Annotated in this window: 19 protein-coding genes and 1 pseudogene; 11 read left to right on the top strand and 9 right to left on the bottom strand. The window is 71.9% G+C overall.

Translation table 11 applies throughout. The features are described 5' to 3' along the window. Nucleotides 1-37 precede the first annotated feature (37 nt). Nucleotides 38-928 (top strand): EamA family transporter, encoded by an 891-nt coding sequence (locus ACWGDE_RS12770; protein ID WP_453388986.1) that lies wholly within the window; start codon nt 38-40, stop codon nt 926-928. Between the two features lie 34 nt (nt 929-962). Here the strand turns inward: ACWGDE_RS12770 and ACWGDE_RS12765 are convergent, their stop codons facing one another. The 4 genes from ACWGDE_RS12765 to ACWGDE_RS12750 all read right to left on the bottom strand — a co-directional run bounded on the left by ACWGDE_RS12765 (nt 963) and on the right by ACWGDE_RS12750 (nt 4891). After that, nucleotides 963-1760, bottom strand: a complete 798-nt coding sequence (locus ACWGDE_RS12765; protein ID WP_453388985.1) for a trypsin-like serine peptidase — start codon at nt 1758-1760, stop codon at nt 963-965. Next, nucleotides 1757-2959 (bottom strand): alpha/beta hydrolase, encoded by a 1203-nt coding sequence (locus ACWGDE_RS12760; RefSeq protein WP_453388984.1) that lies wholly within the window; start codon nt 2957-2959, stop codon nt 1757-1759. The genes ACWGDE_RS12765 and ACWGDE_RS12760 overlap by 4 nt, the downstream gene beginning before the upstream one ends. 139 nt (nt 2960-3098) lie before the next feature. After that, entirely contained in the window at nt 3099-4301 is a 1203-nt protein-coding gene (locus tag ACWGDE_RS12755) for an alpha/beta hydrolase-fold protein (protein ID WP_453388983.1), read from the bottom strand. Nucleotides 4302-4453: 152 nt separating this feature from the next. After that, entirely contained in the window at nt 4454-4891 is a 438-nt protein-coding gene (locus ACWGDE_RS12750) for a MarR family winged helix-turn-helix transcriptional regulator (RefSeq protein ID WP_453388982.1), read from the bottom strand. A 77-nt stretch (nt 4892-4968) separates the two neighbouring features. Here ACWGDE_RS12750 and ACWGDE_RS12745 point away from each other — a divergent pair, with 77 nt between their 5' ends. Continuing rightward, nucleotides 4969-5988: an SMP-30/gluconolactonase/LRE family protein gene (locus ACWGDE_RS12745; RefSeq protein ID WP_453388981.1), complete on the top strand. Its 1020-nt coding sequence runs from the start codon at nt 4969-4971 to the stop codon at nt 5986-5988. 28 nt (nt 5989-6016) lie between these two features. Here ACWGDE_RS12745 and ACWGDE_RS12740 read toward each other — a convergent pair whose 3' ends face one another. Together ACWGDE_RS12740 and ACWGDE_RS12735 are read right to left on the bottom strand one after the other, a co-directional pair. Next, nucleotides 6017-6658: a response regulator gene (locus ACWGDE_RS12740; RefSeq protein WP_453388997.1), complete on the bottom strand. Its 642-nt coding sequence runs from the start codon at nt 6656-6658 to the stop codon at nt 6017-6019. A gap of 53 nt (nt 6659-6711) precedes the next feature. Next, complete coding sequence (locus ACWGDE_RS12735) at nt 6712-8004, bottom strand: sensor histidine kinase (protein WP_453388980.1); 1293 nt, start codon at nt 8002-8004, stop codon at nt 6712-6714. Nucleotides 8005-8113: 109 nt separating this feature from the next. Here ACWGDE_RS12735 and ACWGDE_RS12730 point away from each other — a divergent pair, with 109 nt between their 5' ends. The 4 genes and pseudogenes from ACWGDE_RS12730 (at nt 8114) to ACWGDE_RS12715 (ending at nt 11310) form a co-directional block, all read left to right on the top strand. Further along, nucleotides 8114-9970, top strand: a complete 1857-nt coding sequence (locus ACWGDE_RS12730; protein WP_453388979.1) for an FtsX-like permease family protein — start codon at nt 8114-8116, stop codon at nt 9968-9970. A gap of 132 nt (nt 9971-10102) precedes the next feature. After that, nucleotides 10103-10335 (top strand): annotated as a pseudogene (locus ACWGDE_RS12725) (Uma2 family endonuclease); the annotation flags it as partial. A gap of 331 nt (nt 10336-10666) precedes the next feature. Next, on the top strand, nt 10667-10918 hold the full coding sequence (locus tag ACWGDE_RS12720; RefSeq protein WP_453388978.1) for a hypothetical protein: 252 nt from the start codon (nt 10667-10669) through the stop codon (nt 10916-10918). Then, nucleotides 10918-11310, top strand: coding sequence for a DNA-binding protein (locus tag ACWGDE_RS12715; RefSeq protein WP_453388977.1), 393 nt, complete (start codon nt 10918-10920; stop codon nt 11308-11310). The genes ACWGDE_RS12720 and ACWGDE_RS12715 overlap by 1 nt, the downstream gene beginning before the upstream one ends. Nucleotides 11311-11439: 129 nt before the next feature. On the opposite strand, the gene ychF is transcribed toward ACWGDE_RS12715, so the two are convergent. Continuing rightward, nucleotides 11440-12528: a redox-regulated ATPase YchF gene (ychF, locus tag ACWGDE_RS12710; RefSeq protein WP_453388976.1), complete on the bottom strand. Its 1089-nt coding sequence runs from the start codon at nt 12526-12528 to the stop codon at nt 11440-11442. Between the two features lie 134 nt (nt 12529-12662). On the opposite strand from ychF, the gene ACWGDE_RS12705 reads away from it, so the two are divergent. Then, a complete protein-coding gene (locus ACWGDE_RS12705) occupies nt 12663-13124 on the top strand; it encodes a DUF6542 domain-containing protein (protein WP_453388975.1) in 462 nt (153 codons plus the stop codon). Nucleotides 13125-13152: 28 nt separating this feature from the next. Here the strand turns inward: ACWGDE_RS12705 and ppgK are convergent, their stop codons facing one another. Together ppgK and ACWGDE_RS12695 are read right to left on the bottom strand one after the other, a co-directional pair. After that, entirely contained in the window at nt 13153-13899 is a 747-nt protein-coding gene (gene ppgK, locus ACWGDE_RS12700; protein WP_453388974.1) for a polyphosphate--glucose phosphotransferase, read from the bottom strand. A gap of 34 nt (nt 13900-13933) precedes the next feature. Beyond that, nucleotides 13934-14938: a 4-hydroxy-3-methylbut-2-enyl diphosphate reductase gene (locus ACWGDE_RS12695; RefSeq protein ID WP_453388973.1), complete on the bottom strand. Its 1005-nt coding sequence runs from the start codon at nt 14936-14938 to the stop codon at nt 13934-13936. A 98-nt stretch (nt 14939-15036) separates the two neighbouring features. On the opposite strand from ACWGDE_RS12695, the gene ACWGDE_RS12690 reads away from it, so the two are divergent. The 4 genes from ACWGDE_RS12690 (at nt 15037) to ACWGDE_RS12675 (ending at nt 18689) form a co-directional block, all read left to right on the top strand. Beyond that, the gene (locus ACWGDE_RS12690) at nt 15037-16458 is read left to right on the top strand and encodes an APC family permease (protein ID WP_453388972.1); all 1422 of its coding nucleotides are present in this window, start codon (nt 15037-15039) and stop codon (nt 16456-16458) included. Nucleotides 16459-16467: 9 nt separating this feature from the next. Then, on the top strand, nt 16468-17700 hold the full coding sequence (xseA, locus tag ACWGDE_RS12685; RefSeq protein WP_453388971.1) for an exodeoxyribonuclease VII large subunit: 1233 nt from the start codon (nt 16468-16470) through the stop codon (nt 17698-17700). Nucleotides 17701-17765: 65 nt separating this feature from the next. After that, on the top strand, nt 17766-18002 hold the full coding sequence (locus ACWGDE_RS12680) for an exodeoxyribonuclease VII small subunit (protein ID WP_453388970.1): 237 nt from the start codon (nt 17766-17768) through the stop codon (nt 18000-18002). A gap of 96 nt (nt 18003-18098) precedes the next feature. Further along, nucleotides 18099-18689: a malonic semialdehyde reductase gene (locus ACWGDE_RS12675; protein ID WP_453388969.1), complete on the top strand. Its 591-nt coding sequence runs from the start codon at nt 18099-18101 to the stop codon at nt 18687-18689. Nucleotides 18690-18740 lie beyond the last annotated feature (51 nt).

The raw sequence follows: 18740 nt of genomic DNA, 5'->3' as shown, positions 1-18740 counted from the left end.
CGATGGGTGCAATGGCCAACGACATAGGGTGCACGTCATGCGCACCTCAACGACCCGCGTCTGGGTCGCACTTGCCCTCGTCTACGTCGTCTGGGGTTCGACCTACCTCGGCATCCGGATCGTCGTCGAGACCATGCCCCCCTTCCTCTCCGCCGGCGCCCGCTTCCTGACCGCCGGGGCCCTGCTCGCCGGCATCGTCGCCTGGCGCGACGGACCGGCCGCCCTCAGGGCCACCCGCGCCCAGGTGAGGTCCGCCGTCGTCGTCGGCCTGCTCCTGGTCCTCGGCGGCAACGGGTTCGTCGTCCTCGCCGAGACCACGGTCCCCTCGGGGCTCGCCGCGCTCCTGGTGGCCGCCGTACCGATGTGGCTGGTCGTCCTGCGCGCCGGCTCCGGTGACCGCCCCTCGCCGCGCACCGTGGCCGGGGTGCTGCTGGGTCTGGGCGGGCTCGCCGTGCTGACCAGCCCGGGCATCGGCGGCGAGATCGGGCTCGGCGGGGTGCTCATGGTGCTCGCCGGCTCGGTGCTCTGGGCGCTCGGTTCGTTCTCCGCGGCGAAGCTGACCCTGCCCCCGAACCCCTTCACCGGCGGCGCGTACCAGATGCTCGCGGGCGGGACCGGCGGCATCGTGGTCGGCCTGTGCCGCGGCGAGCAGCACGGCCTGGACCCCGCCTCGTACTCCACGGCCTCCTGGCTGGCCCTCGGCTACCTCGTGCTGTTCGGCTCGCTCGTCGGTTTCACCGCGTACGTCTGGCTCCTGCGGGCGGCCCCGCTCTCGCTGGTGGCCACGTACGCCTACGTGAACCCGGTCGTGGCCGTCGCCCTGGGCTGGCTCATCCTCGACGAGGCCCTGACCTGGCCGATCCTGCTCGGCGGCACCATCGTCGTGGCGGCGGTGTGCGTGATCGTGAGCACGGAACGGCCCACCTGACGGAACGCCCCACCTGACGGGTGGCCCCCCGCGCTCAGTTCTTCGCGGCCCGCTCGTACAGCGCCTTCGCCCGGCCGTCGAACAGGGCGGCCGTCGAGTCCACGTCCGTGTCCCCGCCGCTCAGCACCCCGATCAGCTGGCCCGGACGCCCCGGCCCGCCCCGGTCGGCGATCCACGGGCTGCCGCTGGTCCCCGTCCAGAAGCCGGAGCAGTTGATGTAGAGCATGGCGGGGTCGTCCTCGTCGTGACGGCTCTGCGTCGTACAGGCGACGGGCTTGTTCTGGGGGTTGTGCTGCGATTCCGGGTAGCCGACCACGGTCACCTCCCGGTCGTAGCCGGAGGTCCAGACGGGCTTGGCGGCCTCGTCGCGGCCGACGACGTCCTGGAGGCTCCGCCCGTCCCCGTCCGGCTCGACGGAGAGGAACGCGAAGTCGGCGGTGTCCTCGCCCCACTTCGTCCAGCGGTCGTCCACGTGGATGGAGCGCACCTTCCACACCCCGAGGGGCTGCTTCCCGGAGCCCTCCCCGGAGAAGGCGGGGGCGAAGGCGAGCTCGCCGATGGCCAGCCCGTCGTGCGCGACCTCGCCCGGCTGCCCGTCCTCGCCGGCGGGGGCCACGCAGTGCGCGGCCGTGGCGACGACGTTGCCCTGCGGGCTGTCGACGACGCTCGCCGTGCACCAGTGCTCCCCGTTGGCCATGAGCACGCCGACCGTGGGGAAGGGGAGCGCTTTGCGGTCCTCGTAGCCGCCGGCGCTCTTGACGAACGCCACGGCGAGCACCGCGGCGATGCCGGCCACGGCCGCCGAGGCGAGCCCCTTGGCCCTGGGGCTCATCGGGAGGCGGCGCTGCTTGCGCTGCCGCTCCCGGCCGGCCGGGGCTTGGGGGTCGGTGCGGACATCACCTTGCTGATCCACTCCAGTGCGCCCTCCCTCATCCCGCGTACGTAGGACTTCCCGTTGTGCTCACCATCCTGGATCACCTGCAGCGTGGTGTGCACGGGACCCTTGCCGTAGTCCTTCATGAACTGCTCGGCCTTCTCCCGGCCGGACTCCGCGGTGCCGATCTGGAAGTTGATGTAGACGTCCGGGCCGCCCGCCCTGATCAGCTTCTCGGCGAGCTTCTCGGGGTTGTTCTCTTCCATGGCCTGCTTGTTCCCGTTCCACAGCGGGGAATCGGGAACGATGTCGACACCGCTCGCGATGGCCGCCTTGAAGCGGTCGGGGTGCTTCAGGACGTGCTTGAAGGCGCCGAACCCGCCCGCCGAGGAGCCCATGAAGGCCCACCCGTCGCGGGAGGTGAAGGTCCGGAAATTGGCCTTCGTGAAATCCGGGACGTCTTCGGCCATCCAGGTGCCCATCTTGGGCTGGCCGGGGATGTCCGAGGCGTCGAAGTGGTGCTTGGTGTCGGCGTTGTGGACCGGCATGACCAGGATGAAGGGCAGGCTCTTGCCGGACTTCGCCCCGTCGCTCACGGCCTTCTGGAGGCCGAGGCCGGGGCCCGTGCCCCAGTAGTTCGTCGGGTAGCCGCGGCCGCCGGGCAGGGAGATCAGGACGGGGAAGGCGCTCTCGGCGTACGCCGGGTCGTCGTACTCCTTCGGCACCCACACCCACACGTCGCCCGTGAAGCCGGACTTCTTGCCCGTCAGGGTCGTCTTGGCGATCTGGGTGCCGTCCGGCAGCCGGGAGGTGCGGACGAACTCGGCCTTCGGCCCGGTCGGCATGCTCACGCCGGGCCGGGTGTCGGAGGCGGTGGAGGCCTCGGTCCGGGACTTCCCGAAGGAGACGGGATCCCCTATGTCTGTGAAGAGGTCGTAGTGGTACGCGGCCGCCCCGCCGGCCACGAGGGTGAGGCCGAGCCCCCCGCTGATCAGGATCAGGCGCAGCCGGCGGCGGGGGCGGCGGCCGCCCCCGGGCGTGGCGCCTGCACCGTCGGTCGTGGCACTGCCGGCCCCGGTCGTGGCGCCGGCGTCCTCGGTCGTGGCACTGCCGCCCCCGGTCATGGCGCGGCCGTCACCCTGCTGGTCTTGGTGCACGGAATCGTTCCCGTTCCTTCTCCGGCGCCCCTGGGCGCGGGCCGGACCGATTGGTCCCCCTTACATCCATAACAGAGGTATGAACGACCGGATGGGTTGCCTGGGACCGGCGGACGTGGTGAGGGCCACGCGGGAGCGGTCAGCCCGCTTCGGGCTTCGGGCCCTTCAGGACCTTGCTGATCCACTCCAGCGAGCCTTCCTTCATGCCCCGCACGTAGTGCCAGCCGTTGTGCTCGCCGTTCTGGATGTCGCGGATGGTGATCTTGACCGGTCCCTTGCCGTACTTCTCCTGGAACTGGGTCATCCGCTGCTTGCCGCTCTCCTTGGTCCCGATCTGGAAGTTGATGTAGACCTCGGGTCCGCCCGAGTCGATCAGCTTCTGGGCCAGCTTCTCGGGGTTGTTCGCGTCCATCTCCGCCTGGTGGCCCTTCCAGAGCGGGGAGTCGGGAACGATCTCGCCGCCGCTGGCGATCACGGCCTTGAACCGGTCCGGGTGCTCCAGGACCTGCTTCATCCCGACGAAGGCGCCGGAGGAGGAGCCCATGAAGGCCCAGCCGTCGCGGGACTTGTACGTACGGAAGTTGGCGCGGGTGAAATCGGGGATGTCCTCGGCGATCCAGGTGCCCATCCTGGGCTGGCCGGGGATGTCGGCTCCGTCGTAGTAGTACTTCGCGTCCGGGTTCAGCACCGGCATGATCACGACGAAGGGCAGGCTCGTACCGGCCTGGACGCCCTCGCTGATGGCCTTCTGGAGGCCGAGGCTGCGGTCGGACCAGTAGTTGGCCGGGTACCCGTTGCCGCCGGGGAGCGCGATGAGGACCGGGAAGGCGCTCTTGGCGTACTTCGGGTCCTCGTACTCCTTGGGCGTCCACACCCAGACGTCGCCCTCGAAGCCGGACTTGGCGCCCGCGAGCCGGGTCTTGGCGATGATCGTGCCGTCGTCGAGCTTGGTGGTCTGCTTGAAGGTGGCCGCCGGGCCCGTCGGCTGCTGCACGTCGGGGTCGCCGGTCGGCGTGGGCGCGGCCTTCGGGGCCTCCTGCGAGGTCTTCTGCCCGGTGTCCGTGCCGGTCGTGCCGGGCGCGGCGGGCGGGGTCTTGCCGAAGCTCACCGTGGAGCCGTTGCCGGAGAACCAGTCCAGCTTCCAGGCGGCGAAGGAGCCGCCGCCGAGCAGGAGCGCGAAGGCCACGGCCGCGCCGATCCACACCGCGCGGCGGGAGCGCTTCGGCGGGGCGGGCGGCCCGGATATGTGCGGGGGGACGTACGGGCCCTGCGGCGACTGCTCCTGGTGCGGGTACTGCTGCGGCTCGTCATCGGGCCGCGGGCGCTGCTGGTTCTGCTGCACGAACTTCGCTCCGTACGGTCATGACTGCCCCCCGTTGGGACAGAACGGACTGGGATCCCCTTTAGTCCTGATGCGTGAATCCCCCGGAGAGTTCCAAAACAACGCAAAAACATGCATTGAATTCCACCCGTCCGGAACCCGGCCCCCCGGAATCACCTCAGGGCGTCGAGGGCGTCGGCGCACCGCCCGAGGAGCCGGATCAGCAACTCCCGCTCCTCCCCCGTGAACTCGGCGGCCAGCGCCCGCTCCACCGACACCGCGCCCGCGTCGGCCACCTCCATGACGGCGCGCCCCTCGTCGGTGAGCCGGGTCTCCAGGACGTTGCGGTGCCATTCGTGCGGGGTCCGCTCGATCAGCCCGCGCTCCTGGAGGTTCTTCAGCACGGTGTTCATCGTCGGCGGCGTCACCCCGCACAGGCGGGCGAGCGCGGCGGCGTTGATGCCGGGCTTCTCGGAGAGCCAGAGCAGGGCGGCGTACTGCGGAACCGTTACTGCGGCCGGCTTCACGGCCGTGTTCTTGGCCCCGAGGAGCGCCTGCTCGGCGCGCTTGATGTGGGAGCCGATGCGCTCCTCGGCGGGCATGGAGGTCATGGACGCATCATAAAGCCCTTGCAAGCATTAGAGCTCTAACTTATCTTCGTGCTCACCCATACAGAAGAGGACGTCCGATGATGAAGAAGCTCCTGCCCGCGGTCCTGCTCACCCTGACCTCCGCCCTCGCCCTCGGCGCTGCCCCGGCCGCGTCCGCGTCCGCCCAGGCCTCCGATGCCGGGACGGCGACGACCGGCCGGGCCGCGCAGGCGCGGATCTCCACCGCGTTCACCCTCCCCGGCGCGAAGGTCTTCCCGGAGGGCATAGCCGCCGACCCCCGCACCGGCACGGTCTACGTCGGCTCCTACACGGACGGCACGATCTACCGGGCCCGCTCCGGCGGACACGCGGCGGAGGTCTTCCTGCCCTCGGGCACCGACGGCCGCCACACCGCGAACGGACTGCGCGTCGACGCGCGCGGCAGGCTCTGGGTGACCGACTCCACCTCGGGCGTCTCGGTCTACGACACCCGCTCGGGGGCCCGTCTGGCCCACTTCGAGATACCCGGCAGCGCACCGCGCTTCCTCAACGACCTGGCGCTCACCCCGGACGGCACCGCGTACCTCACCGACAGCGTCCGCGCGGTGGTCTACCGGGTGACCCCGGAGCAGCTCGCCGCCGGCTCCGGCCCGCTGCTGCCCGCGTACGACCTGAGCGGGCGGCTCACCCCGTCCCCGGCGGGCAGCTTCTCGCTCAACGGGATAGCCGCGGACCCGGCCGGCCGCTTCCTGCTCACCGTCGACATGACCGCGGGCGATCTGTTCCGCATCGACCTCCGCTCGGGCGAGGTCTCGCGCACCGCCCTGACCGGCGGCGACCTGAAGACCGCCGACGGTCTCGACCTGGCACCCGGCGGAGTCCTGCGCGCGGCCCAGAACACCCGCAACACCCTGAGCCGCTGGCAGCTCTCGGCCGACGGCACCCGGGCCCGGCTGGTCCGCACGGTGACGGACCCCTCGCTCCAGATCCCGACCACCCTGGTCCAGGTGCCGGGCCGCACGCTGGTGGTCCGCTCCCAGTTCGACAAGGACGGCGGTCCCATGCCGTCCACGGGTGCCCCGACCGAGTTCACGGTCGCCTCGGTCCGCGGTTTCTGACCGGGGCCCGGCCATCCCGCAGGGCCCGTCAGTCCCGCAGGTACGCCAGGACCGCGAGGACCCTGCGGTGGGACTCCTGGGCCGGGGGCAGGTCGAGCTTCATGAAGATGTTCCCGATGTGCTTGCCGACCGCCGCCTCGGAGACGGTGAGCCGCCGGGACACCTCCGCGTTGGAGTGGCCCTCGGCGATCAGGGCGAGGACCTCCCGCTCCCTGGCCGTCAGCCGCTCCAGCGGATCGCGGCGGCGGCTGATGAGGCGGCGTACGACCTCGGGATCGACCACCGTCCCGCCGGCCGCCACCCGGCCCACCGCGTCGAGGAACTCCTCGACCTGCCCGACGCGGTCCTTGAGCAGGTACCCGACGGCCGTCCCGTCGCCGGAGTCGAGCAGTTCGGCGGCGTACGAGCGCTGCACGTACTGGGAGAGGACGAGGACGGGCAGGTCCGGCCGCGCCCCGCGCAGGCGCACGGCCGCGCGCAGCCCCTCGTCGGTGTGGTCCGGGGGCATCCGCACGTCGGTGACGACGATGTCCGGCCGGTGCTCGGCGACGGCCGCCTCCAGTTCCCGCGCGTCGCCGACGGCGGCCACCGTGCGGTGCCCGAAGCGGGCGAGCAGGCCGACGAGGCCCTCGCGGAGCAGGACGGAGTCCTCGGCGAGGACCACGCGCAGCGGCGTACGGCCGGGGGCCGCGGGGGCCGCGGCCCCCCTGGGGGCTCCGGCCCCTACGACAGCTTCGGTTCCTTCGGCACGCTCGGAATGCAAGGGATCTCCACACGCAACAGGGTCGGGCCTCCGGGAGGACTGGTCAGGGTCAGTCTGCCGTCCACGACCGACACCCGGTCGGCCAGACCCGTCAGTCCGCTCCCCCGCGCCGCGTCCGCGCCGCCGCGGCCGTCGTCCGCCACCTCCACGGTCAGCCGCGTCCCGTCGTGGCGGCCGGTGACGGTGATCCGCCGCGCCCCGCTGTGCCGGGCCGCGTTGGTGAGGGCCTCGCTGACGAAGAAGTACCCGGCGGACTCGGCCTGTTCGGGCAGCCGCCCGGGGAGGTCGAAGTGGGTGTCCACGGGGATCGGCGAACGGTCGGCGATGTCGGCGACCGCGTCGGGCAGCCCCCGGTCGGTGAGGACCTGCGGGTGGATGCCGTGGATGAGCTCGCGCAGCGAGGTCAGCACCTGCCCGGCCTCGGCGTGCGCGGCGGCGAGCTGCCCGGCGAGCGGGCTGCCCGGCGGGGCGTCGAGCCGGGCCAGGCCCAGCGTCATGGACAGGGCGACGAGCCGCTGCTGGGCTCCGTCGTGCAGGTCCCGCTCGATCCGCCGGCGCTCGGCGTCGAAGGCGGCCGCCAGCCGGGCCCGGGAGCTGGTCAGTTCGGTGACTTTGACGGCCAGGTCGGCCTGGCCGGGGCTGAGCATCAGCCGGGCCAGGGCCGCGCGGGCGGCCGCCAGCACGCCGAGCCCGTAGAGGAAGAGCGGGAGCAGCAGCAGTCCGGCGGCGGCGCAGAGCAGGGCCTCCGGGTAGTCGGTGACTCCGTGCAGGGCGAGCGCATTGACCTGGTCCCCGTCGAGGGCGAGCTGGACGGGGGCGGAGATCAGGTCGGCGGGGACCAGGAGGGCCGCGCCGACGGCGAGGAGTTCGAGGGGCCACAGGACGGTGGCGGCGAGCAGCACGTAGCCCAGTTCCCGCCAGGTCGCCTGCTCGCGGAAGCGGGTCCGCGCCCATGCCGCGAGCCCCGTACGGTCCGGATCGCGGTGCGGGTCGGCGACGCGGACGGGATCGACCAGCCGCAGCCGGCGGCGTTCGAGGGCCGCGTACGGCACTCCGGCCAGCGCGAGGGCGGCCAGCAGGGGCAGCCCGACGAGGACGACGGCGAGGACCGTGCCGCAGACGGCGAGCAGGAGCAGCACGGCGAACGCGAGGGCGCCGCCGAGGCCGCCGGTGAGCAGGTAGGCGGCGGAGCGCCACGGCCGGGCGGAACGCAGGTACCGGCGCCGGTCCGGGCCGAGGAGGAAGGGCGGCATGCGGCCACGTTAGGCGGCGGTCCGGGCCCCGCGCGGTAGTGCTGGCCCTACCTTCGGGACTCGCCCCTGCCCCGCTGACCCGGCCGGGCCGCGCCGGTTGGCTGGGGCCATGCTGAAAATCGCGTTGAGGTCGCTGCGGCGGCGCTGGATGACACAGGTGGGGACGTTCGTGGCGGTGGCCCTCGGGGTCGCGCTGATGACCGTCATGGGGCTGGGGCTCGCGGCGTCGGCCTCACTGCCCGAGGGCGTCGAGGTGGTGGGCGTCAACTCGATGCTGGGCACGGCGGGCGGGGTGAGTTCGTTCGTGTCGGTGTTCGTGGTCGCCTCCACGTTCTCGTACGCCGTGGCCCAGCGGCGGCGCGAGCTGGGGCTGCTGCGGCTGGCGGGGTCGACGCCGGGGCAGCTGCGCCGGCTGGTGATGACGGAGGCGGCGGCCGTCGGTCTGGCCGGGTCCGCGGCGGGGGTGGTCCTGGGCCGGGCGGGTGCGCCGCTGATGGCGCGGTGGATGGTCTCGCAGGGGCTCACGCCCGCCTCGTACGTGATCGGGGATCAGACCTGGCCGCTGCACACGGCGTTCTGGACCGGACTGCTGGTCGCGCTGGCAGGGGCGTACGCCGCCTCCCGCCGGGCCGGCCGGGTCGGTCCGCTGGAGGCGCTGCGCGAGGCCGCGACGGACGAGCGGCCGATGACTCCGGGCCGGTGGACGGCCGGGGGCGCGCTGCTGCTGTTCGCGGTCGGCTTCGCCGGCTGGCGGCTCGGCTCCGACCCGGGCGACCTGCTCAAGCGCAAGACGTACACGTGGCAGCCGATGCTCCTGATCTCCGCGTGCGGTCTGCTGGCACCCGTGCTCGTACGTCCCGTCGTGCGGCTGCTGATGTGGCTCCCGGTCCGGCTGACCTCCTACGCGGGCCGGCTGGTGCGGGCGAACGCCTCGGCGGGGATCCGCCGGACGGCGGCGGTGGCGGCGCCGGTCCTGGTGATGGTCGCGCTGACCGGCTCGCTGATGGGCTCGACCCTGACCCTGAGCGAGGCGAAGACGGCCGAGAGCCGCGAACGGACGGGCGCGGACTGGATCCTGACCGGCGACGGTCTGCCCGCCTCCGCGGCCGTCCCGGGTGCGACGGCCCTCGCGGTGGCCGACACCACCCTCACGGTCCTGGAGGAGGGGTTCGTGAAGGTCCGCTCGGAGGCCTCGGCGGTCGACCCGTCGGCCCTGGCGGAGGTCTCCCGGCTGCCGGTGGTGGCGGGCTCGGTCGCGGACCTGGACGACGGGAGCATCATCGTCACGGAGGAGTGGTGGCAGCACGAGGTCGGGGACTCCGTCCCCCTGTGGCTGGCGGACGGCACGCAGACCCGGCTGCGCGTGGTGGCCGTGATGCGGACGGGGACCGGCGACAACGGCGCCTACGTGACCCCGCGCAACGCCCCGGGCGCGAAGGTCTCCCGCATCGAGGTCAAGGCCCCGGCGTCCGCGACCGCCGCGGTCCACGAGGCGGCCGCCCGCTACGACGCCACGCTGCGCACGAAGGCCGACTGGGTGACGGCGACGCACCCGCGCACCAACCGCTTCACCGTGCTCGGCTTCGTCCTGGTCCTCGGCATCGCGCTGGTCTACACGGCGATCGCGCTGGCCAACACCCTGCTGATGGCGACCTCGGACCGGTCCGCGGAACTCCACCTGCTCCGCCTGGCCGGCGCCACCCGCACCCAGGTCCTCGCCGTGACGACCGCCGAATCCCTCCTGACGTGCGCGGTGGGCGCACTCCTGGGCACGGCGATCACCGCCCTCAACCTGGCCGGCATGCGCGCCGCCCTCGCGTCCCTGGGAGTCGACTCCCCGATGGTCATCCCCTGGCTCCCGATGACCGCGGTAGCCGCCGCCTGCACCCTCCTGGCCACCCTCTCCACCCTCCTCCCAGCGACCCACACCCTCCGCCGCAACCCGACGACGACACCGACCCCCTGAAGACCGATGGGCCGGAAAACCTCCGAACGAGTTCATGGGCTCTCCGGCTCGAGCCGCAGGCCGCTACCGTGAAGCCATGACCGGACTGCCCGACTGGATGCGCCCGCCGCGCGCGGAAGGCTGGTTCGCGGAGCCGCCCACCGCGATCGCACCGTAAAGCTCCGCAAGTACGCGGGGGCCGGCGCATCCCCCACTACTGGTGCATCGAGGACGAGGACGGGGCACCCGTCGTCCACGTCTACGAGCTCGACGAACCCACCGGCGCCTATGCGCCCGCCGGGATCTTCCGGGGCACCCTCCGGCGGCCCGTGCCCTTCGAGGTCAGCCTGGACCTCGACAAGCTCACGCCGCCCCGAAGCAGCTGAGGAGTCAGCACCGAATCAGGCCGGGAATGCCGAAGGGGGTCGGACTCCACAGAGTCCGACCCCCTTCTGAACTGCGCGTCCGACTACACGTTGAAGCGGAATGCCTGCCGCCCGATCCTGACCCGCGGCGGATCCCCACCCAGGGCTCTGACCAGCCTTTTCTCCGTTGGCATGCGTTGGCTCCCGATGACTGTTTACGAGTGTCCTGCGGACTGGCTGCGGACCGGGCGGTCTCGCAAGGCGGAGGATGGAGTGCCCGAGCCGCTCCTTCCGCGCCGCCGCCACGACCATTCACACCCACAGAGTTACGACCGCCGGTAGGATCGACATCATGAGCAGTAGCAGGAAGTACTCCGTCAGCCTGCCCGAGGACCTCGCCGAAGCCGTACGCGCCCATGTCGGGCCCGGCGGCTTCTCCGCCTACGTCGCCGAAGCCCTGGAACAACGGGTCGCCATGGACAGGCTTCGGGAGATCGTCGCCGACTTCGAGACCGACAATGACGAGCTCACCCGCGAGGAGGTCGAGGCCGCCCGCGCGCTGCTGCGCCATGACCACCGACAGGTCGGCGGTGCCGCCGCCTGATGCCTGGCACCCTGCTGCTCGACAGCGAAGGACTCTCCAAGCTCTACCGCAAGGACCGCACCGTCGTGGCGATGGTCCAGGCGGCATCGGAAGAGGGCGTCCGCGTGGCCACAAGCGCCATGACCACCCTCGAAGCCGACTACGAGCGCATCCACCCCGTCCGCATCAAGTGGGTCCTCTCCCGCATCGACGTTCACGACGTCACCAGGGAGATCACCGACGAGGCTGCCGCCCTCCTGCGCACTCACCACCTTCACGGCCACAAGTACGCCATCGACGCCGCCTTCGCCGTCATCGCCCGCAGCGCGCCGCAGCCGGTCACCGTCCTCACTTCCGACCCCGAGGACCTGACGCTTCTCTGCGGCCCCGCCGTAGAAGTCATCAAGGTCTGAAACGCCCGCCGCGCCCAGTCGGCCGGCGCGCCGCCGACACCCCGCGCTCGACAGGCGAGGACCCCAAGCGGACAGGAGAACGCGCCTGACCTGCCAACTGGCAGGTCAGGCACGTCACTTGATGAATGATCAGACGTTGAAGCGGAACTCGACCACGTCGCCGTCCTGCATGACGTAGTCCTTGCCCTCCATGCGGGCCTTGCCCTTGGCGCGGGCCTCGGCGACCGAGCCGCAGTCGACCAGGTCCGCGAAGGAGATGACCTCGGCCTTGATGAAGCCGCGCTGGAAGTCGGTGTGGATCACGCCGGCGGCCTCGGGGGCGGTGGCGCCCTGCTTGATGGTCCAGGCGCGGGTTTCCTTCGGGCCGGCCGTCAGGTAGGTCTGCAGGCCCAGGGTGGCGAAGCCGACGCGGCCGAGGGTGGCCATGCCGGGCTCCTCCTGGCCGACCGACTGGAGGAGCTCGAGGGCCTCCTCGTCGTCGAGCTCGATGAGCTCGGCCTCCAGCTTGGCGTTCAGGAAGATCGCCTCGGCCGGGGCCACCAGCGCGCTCTGCTCGGCCTTGAAGGCCTCGTCCGTCAGCTCGTCCTCGTCCACGTTGAAGACGTAGAGGAAGGGCTTGACCGTCAGGAGGTGCAGCTCGTGGAGGAGGTCGCCCTGCTCCGTGCCCTTCGTGATGCCCTGGGAGAAGAGGGTGTCGCCCGCTCCGAGGATCTTCTGGGCCTTCTCGACGGCGGCGAGGACCGCGACCTTCTCCTTCTGGAGACGGGACTCCTTCGTCAGGCGCGGCACCGCCTTCTCGATGGACTGGAGGTCCGCGAGGATCAGCTCGGTGTTGATCGTCTCGATGTCGTCCTTCGGCGAGACCTTGCCGTCGACGTGGACGACGTTCTCGTCCTTGAAGGCGCGGATGACCTGGCAGATCGCGTCCGACTCGCGGATGTTCGCGAGGAACTTGTTGCCGAGGCCCTCGCCCTCCGACGCACCGCGCACGATGCCCGCGATGTCGACGAAGTCGACCGTCGCCGGGAGGATCTTCTGCGAGCCGAAGATGCCGGCCAGGACGCCGAGGCGGGTGTCCGGGACGCCGACGACGCCGACGTTCGGCTCGATCGTGGCGAACGGGTAGTTGGCCGCCAGCACGTCGTTCTTGGTCAGGGCGTTGAACAGGGTCGACTTGCCGACATTCGGCAGGCCGACGATTCCGATCGTGAGCGACACGTTGGCGACTTCCCGTAGCTGGAGGGGGCGGCGGCCCGGGAGTGGGCCGTCGGACAGTTTACTTTCCGATGAGGGGGCGCCGATGTACGCGTGTCCGGGCACGCTATCGGCGGCCCCCCGCCTAGTTTTGAGGGGTGGAGCGATACAAGGCGCGTACGGTACGTCACCCAGCGGAGCGGTCCCCCGGACGGCCCCCGGTACGCCGGCTGCCGCGGCCCCGGCTGACCGGGCTCGGCGGCGGGCTCTTCGCGTGCGCCGCGATGTTCCTGATCGGCGGCATCGACTGGCTGCTCTTCGACGCCTCGCTCTTCGCCTACGGGCTGCTCTTCCTGCCCGTGGCCGCCGCCACCGCCCTGTGGGTGCGGCCCGCCGACCTGATCACCGCGCCGATCACCGCCCCGATCGCCTTCGCCGCCGGAGTGTGGCCCGTCTCGGGAGGCTCCGGCGGCTTCGCGGGCGAGGTGATGGGGCTGGTGTCCGCACTGTCGCTGCACGCCGGCTGGCTGTACGCGGGGACGCTCGTCGCCGCCCTGATCGTGGTCGTGCGCAAGGCCGTGCTCATCGGCCGGCGGCGCATGCCCCGCCGCGTCGCCTGAGGGACACGGCTGCCACCACCGCCGCCGCCTACTTCGACGCCCCGCGCGCCGCCATCGCCGCCCCCACGATCCCCGCGTTGTTGCGCAGCTCCGCCGGGACGATCCGGGCCCGTACGCCCTCGATCAGCGGCAGGAACTTCTCCGGCTTGCGGCTCACGCCGCCCCCGATGATGAACAGGTCCGGGGAGAACAGCATCTCCACGTGCGCCAGGTACTTCCCCACCCGGTGCGCCCAGCGCTCCCAGGTCAGCTGTCCGTCGTCCTTGGCCTTCACCGAGGCCCGCGTCTCGGCGTCGTGGCCCTTGAGCTCCAGGTGGCCCAGCTCGCTGTTGGCCACCAGGTGCCCGTCCGTGAAGAGGGCGCTGCCGATCCCGGTGCCCAGCGTGAGCAGGATGACGGTGCCGCCGACCCCGCGCCCCGCCCCGTAGGTCATCTCCGCGACCCCCGCCGCGTCGGCGTCGTTGAGGACCGTGACGGGCCGGCCGTCCAGCCGGGACGAGAGCAGCGCCGCCGTGTCCACGCCGACCCAGCCCTTGTCCATGTTGGCCGCCGACCGGGTGACCCCGCCCGTGACCACGCCGGGGAAGGTGACCCCCACCGGGCCGTCCCAGTCGAAGTGGCGGACCACCTCGACGACGCAGCCGGCCACCCCGTCGGGGGTGGCCGGCTGCGGTGTCAGTACTTTGTGGCGCTCCTGCGCCAGGTCGCCACGGTCCAGGTCCACGGGAGCGCCCTTGATCCCGGAACCGCCGATGTCCACGCCGAAGATCTGCATGGACACACCGTACGAAATGCCCCGCCGGAGCGCTCTACTTCTCGGAGACGAGCTCCGCGGCCTCGGCGCGCAGGTCGCGGCGCAGCTCCTTGGGCAGCGAGAAGACGATCGACTCCTCGGCCGTCTTGACGAGCTCCACGTCGGCGTAGCCGCGCTCGGCGAGCCACTCCAGCACCTCCTCGACGAGCACCTCCGGCACCGAGGCGCCCGAGGTCAGGCCGACGGTGGTGACGCCTTCGAGCCAGGCCTCGTCGATCTCGCTCGCGAAGTCGACGAGGTACGAGGCCTTCGCGCCCGCGTCGAGGGCGACCTCGACCAGCCGGATGGAGTTCGAGGAGTTCTTGGAGCCGACGACGATGACCAGGTCGGAGTCGGCGCCCATCACCTTGACCGCCTCCTGGCGGTTCGAGGTGGCGTAGCAGATGTCGTCGCTGGGGGGCGAGACGAGCAGCGGGAACTTGGTCTTCAGCGCGTCGACCGTCTGCATGGTCTCGTCGACCGAGAGGGTGGTCTGCGACAGCCAGACGACCTTCGACTCGTCCCTGACCTGCACCTTCGCCACGTCCTCCGGGCCGTCCACGATGGTGATGTGGTCCGGGGCCTCGCCGGAGGTGCCGATGACCTCCTCGTGGCCCTCGTGGCCGATGAGGAGGATGTCGAAGTCCTCGTTCGCGTAGCGGATGGCTTCCTTGTGCACCTTCGTGACCAGGGGGCAGGTGGCGTCGATGGTCGCGAGCTTGCCGCGCGCCGCCTCCTCGTGCACCACGGGGGCCACGCCGTGCGCGGAGAACATCACGATGGAGCCCTCGGGCACCTCCTCCGTCCGCTCGACGAAGATGGCGCCCTTCTTCTCCAGGGTCTGGACGACGTACTTGTTGTGCACGATCTCGTGGCGGACGTAGACCGGCGCACCGTACTGCTCGAGGGCCTTCTCGACAGCGATCACGGCTCGGTCCACGCCCGCGCAGTAGCCGCGCGGCGCGGCGAGCAGGACACGGCGGGAAGCGGGAGCGGGGGCGGCAGCAGTCATGTGCTCCATCGTACGGGGGTCTTCAGGAGGCCGAACGTCCCCCGTTCGGCAGAGACTGGGGCGAACGTCCGTACCGGCCATACCCCGGAGGAGCGATGGTGTCCGCGATGGATTCCAGTACGACGCCCGGCCCCCCGGGCCCGCCCGGTGCGCCCGCGGCCCCCGGTTCGCAGCTACGGCGGAGCCTGGGGTTCCGGGACCTCGTGGTCTACGGGCTGCTGTTCATCGCCCCCATGGCCCCGGTCGGCGTGTTCGGCACCCTCGACGCCAAGTCGCACGGCGCCGTCGCCCTCGTCTACCTCGTCGCGACGGTGGCGATGGCCTTCACGGCCTTCTCCTACGCGCAGATGGTGCGGGTGGCCCCGCAGGCCGGCTCCGTCTTCACGTACGCCCGCAAGGGCCTGGGCGAGGGCCCGGGCCTGATCGCCGGCTGGATGGCGATGCTCGACTACCTGCTGATCCCGGCGGTCGCCTACCTCTTCTCCGGGATCGCCATGAACGCCCTGGTCCCGGAGGTCTCCCGGTGGGTGTGGACGGCCCTGGCCGTGGTGGTGACCACCCTGCTCAACCTGTGGGGCGTACGGGCCGCCGCGCGCGTGGGCTTCGCGGTGCTGGCCATGGAGATCGCGGTCCTGCTGGTGTTCCTGGTCTCGGCGGTGACCGTACTGGTCCGGGACGGGGCCCGTCGCGGCTGGCTCTCCCCGCTCACCGGTGACGGCTCGCTGGGCTTCTCGACGGCCGCCGTGCTCGGCGCGGTCTCGGTGGCGGTCCTGTCCTACCTGGGCTTCGACGCCATCGCCTCCTTCGCGGAGGAGGTGACGGGGGGCAGCGCGAAGGTGGCGCGGGCGGTGCTGTTCTGCCTGGCGCTGACCGGGGTGCTGTTCATCGCGCAGACCTACCTGGCGGCCCTCCTCGCCCCCTTCTCCTCGGCGGAGCTGGCGGCCGACCCGGCGAAGCAGGGGCCGGCCTTCTACAACGCGGTGGAGTCCTCCGTGGGCGGCTGGCTGCACGACCTCGTCGCCGTCAGCAAGGCCGTCGGGGCCGCCTTCGCGGCGCTGGCCGGGCAGGCGGCGGCCGGCCGGCTGGTCTTCGCGATGGCCCGCGAGGGCCGGCTGCCGCGCGTGCTGGCCCGTACCTCGCACGGCACGCCGCGCCCGGCCCTGCTGGTCGCGGCGACGGTCACGCTGATCGCGGCGGTGTGGGCGGCCCGGCGCGACGACGGCCTGGACCACCTGGTCTCGGTGGTGGACGTCGGGGCTCTGGTGGCCTTCACCCTGCTGCACGCCTCGGTGGTCGGCTGGTTCGTCGTCAAGCGCCGGGGCGGCCCCCCGAACTGGTTCTCCCACCTGCTGGTCCCGGTCCTCGGCGCCGCCGTGACCGTCGCGGTGATCGTCGAGGCCTCGTGGACGGCGCAGGTCGTGGGGGCGGTGTGGCTGGCGGTGGGCCTGGTGGTGCTGGTGGTCCAGCGCGGGCGACGCGCGGACGCCACGGGCTCCGGGCCCGACGCCGGTGTCAGTCCTGGCGGTTAGCCTGCGTGCATGGGTCTGAATACGTCGGCTGACGCGCCGCTGCCGGTCGGTCAGGTGTCCCGGCTCATCGGGGGCTGGATCGACAAGCTCGGCCAGGTGTGGGTGGAAGGGCAGATCACGCAGCTCTCGCGGCGGCCGGGAGCGGGGGTGGTCTTCCTCACGCTGCGCGATCCCTCGCACGACATCTCCCTGAGCGTGACCTGCTTCCGCCAGGTCTTCGACGAGGTCGCGGACTCCGTGACGGAGGGCGCGCGCGTCGTCGTGCTCGCCAAGCCCGAGTGGTACGCACCGCGCGGGCAGCTGTCCCTGCGGGCGACCGAGATACGGCCCGTCGGCATCGGCGAGCTCCTCGCCCGGCTGGAGCGGCTCAAGCGCTCCCTCGCCTCCGAGGGGCTCTTCGCGCTGGACCGCAAGAAGCCGCTGCCGTTCCTGCCGCAGCTGATCGGGCTGGTGGTGGGGCGGGCCTCGGCGGCCGAGCGGGACGTACTGGAGAACGCGCGGCGCAGGTGGCCGGCGGTCCGCTTCGAGGTCCGCAACGTCGCCGTGCAGGGGGTGAACGCGGTGCCGCAGGTGATCCAGGCGGTCAAGGAGCTGGACTCCATGCCCGAGGTGGACGTGATCATCGTGGCGCGCGGCGGCGGCAGCGTGGAGGACCTGCTGCCCTTCTCCGACGAGGAGGTCGTACGGACCGTCGCGGCGGCCCGTACCCCCGTGGTCTCGGCGATCGGGCACGAGCCGGACTCCCCGCTGCTGGACCTGGTCGCGGACCTGCGGGCCTCCACGCCCACGGACGCGGCGAAGAAGGTGGTCCCGGACGTCGGCGAGGAGCTGGAGCGGGTACGCCAGCTGCAGGGCCGGGGGCTGCGCGCCGTGCGCGGCCTGCTCGACCGGGAGGAGCGCGGTCTCGCGCACGCGCTCGCGCGGCCGGTCTTCGTCCACCCCCAGCGAATGGTGGAGACCCGCGAGGCCGAGGTGGAGGCACTGCTGGCGCGCGGCCGCAGGACGCTGGGGCACCTGCTGGACCGGGCCGATTCGGAGCTGGCGCACACGCTCGCCCGGGTGGTGGCGCTGTCCCCGGCGGCGACGCTGGAGCGCGGGTACGCGGTGCTGCAGCGGGCGGACGGGCACGTGGTGCGCTCGCCCGAGGACGTGTCGGCGGGCGACGTGCTGCGGGCGCGGGTGGCGGAGGGCACGTTCTCGGTGGAGGTCGCGGAGGCGGGGGCCGCGCAGGACCCCGCGTAAGGGCCGAAAAGGCGACACACTGTCGCAACAATTTGTTGATCTTCACGGATAAGGTGGGAGCGGGAATGGCCGGGACCGATACGGCGCTGGGGTACGAGCAGGCGCGCGACGAGCTGATCGAGGTCGTCCGCAAGCTGGAGGCCGGCGGCACCTCGCTGGAGGACTCCCTCGCGCTCTGGGAGCGCGGCGAGGAGCTCGCGAAGGTGTGCCGCCACTGGCTGGAGGGCGCCCGGGCGCGGCTGGACTCGGCGCTGGCGGCGCGCGAGGCCGGGGAAGAGGGCCCCGAGGGCGACGGGGAGTGATGTCGATCACCCGCTCAAGGATTTAGTTGAACTTTCACCTATCTCCGTCGTAATCTCGAGACATCGCTTCAGTCCCGTACAGAAGAAGGCTTTCCGATGTCTCTCGTTCTCGACGCCGCCGCTCAGGACCTCCTCTTCCGTGAGGCCCGTACCGCCAACACGTTCTCCGACGAGCCGGTGACCGAGGAGCAGGTCCAGGCCATCTACGACCTGGTGAAGTTCGGCCCGACCGCCTTCAACCAGACGCCGCTGCGCATCACCCTGGTCCGCTCCCCCGAGGCCCGCGAGCGCCTGGTGAAGCACATGGCCGAGGGCAACCAGGCCAAGACCGCCGCCGCCCCGCTGGTCGCGATCCTGTCCGCGGACAACGAGTTCCACGAGGAGCTCCCGCAGCTGCTCCCCCACTTCCCGCAGGCCAAGGACGCCTTCTTCTCCGAGCGCCCGGTCCGCGAGCAGTCCGCGCTGGTCAACTCCGCGCTGCAGGCCGCGTACTTCATCGTGGGCATCCGCGCCGCCGGCCTGGCCGCCGGCCCGATGACCGGTCTGGACTTCGCCGGGCTCCAGAAGGAGTTCCTGGACGGCGACCACACCCCGCTGATGGTCATCAACATCGGCAAGCCGGGCGAGGACGCCTGGTTCCCGCGCTCCCCGCGCCTGGACTTCGACCAGGTCGTCACCACCGTCTGAGCCACGCCTCGGCAGTAGTGCGCGAAAAGGCCGCGCGCCCCGGAACACCGG

The organism is Streptomyces sp. NPDC054956, from assembly GCF_053609185.1.
Note: the sequence above shows the minus strand (reverse complement) of the source record. Positions and strands in the feature narration are given on the sequence as shown.

Excerpts from the sequence above, each read along its gene's own strand:
- ACWGDE_RS12770 (WP_453388986.1), top strand. The coding sequence starts at position 38 with ATGCGCACCTCAACGACCCGCGTCTGGGTCGCACTTGCCCTCGTCTAC.
- ACWGDE_RS12765 (WP_453388985.1), bottom strand. The coding sequence starts at position 1,760 with ATGAGCCCCAGGGCCAAGGGGCTCGCCTCGGCGGCCGTGGCCGGCATC.
- ACWGDE_RS12750 (WP_453388982.1), bottom strand. The coding sequence starts at position 4,891 with ATGACCTCCATGCCCGCCGAGGAGCGCATCGGCTCCCACATCAAGCGC.
- ACWGDE_RS12745 (WP_453388981.1), top strand. The coding sequence starts at position 4,969 with ATGATGAAGAAGCTCCTGCCCGCGGTCCTGCTCACCCTGACCTCCGCC.
- ACWGDE_RS12735 (WP_453388980.1), bottom strand. The coding sequence starts at position 8,004 with ATGCCGCCCTTCCTCCTCGGCCCGGACCGGCGCCGGTACCTGCGTTCC.
- ACWGDE_RS12730 (WP_453388979.1), top strand. The coding sequence starts at position 8,114 with ATGCTGAAAATCGCGTTGAGGTCGCTGCGGCGGCGCTGGATGACACAG.
- ACWGDE_RS12720 (WP_453388978.1), top strand. The coding sequence starts at position 10,667 with ATGAGCAGTAGCAGGAAGTACTCCGTCAGCCTGCCCGAGGACCTCGCC.
- ACWGDE_RS12715 (WP_453388977.1), top strand. The coding sequence starts at position 10,918 with ATGCCTGGCACCCTGCTGCTCGACAGCGAAGGACTCTCCAAGCTCTAC.
- ppgK (WP_453388974.1), bottom strand. The coding sequence starts at position 13,899 with ATGCAGATCTTCGGCGTGGACATCGGCGGTTCCGGGATCAAGGGCGCT.
- ACWGDE_RS12695 (WP_453388973.1), bottom strand. The coding sequence starts at position 14,938 with ATGGAGCACATGACTGCTGCCGCCCCCGCTCCCGCTTCCCGCCGTGTC.
- ACWGDE_RS12690 (WP_453388972.1), top strand. The coding sequence starts at position 15,037 with ATGGATTCCAGTACGACGCCCGGCCCCCCGGGCCCGCCCGGTGCGCCC.
- xseA (WP_453388971.1), top strand. The coding sequence starts at position 16,468 with ATGGGTCTGAATACGTCGGCTGACGCGCCGCTGCCGGTCGGTCAGGTG.
- ACWGDE_RS12680 (WP_453388970.1), top strand. The coding sequence starts at position 17,766 with ATGGCCGGGACCGATACGGCGCTGGGGTACGAGCAGGCGCGCGACGAG.
- ACWGDE_RS12675 (WP_453388969.1), top strand. The coding sequence starts at position 18,099 with ATGTCTCTCGTTCTCGACGCCGCCGCTCAGGACCTCCTCTTCCGTGAG.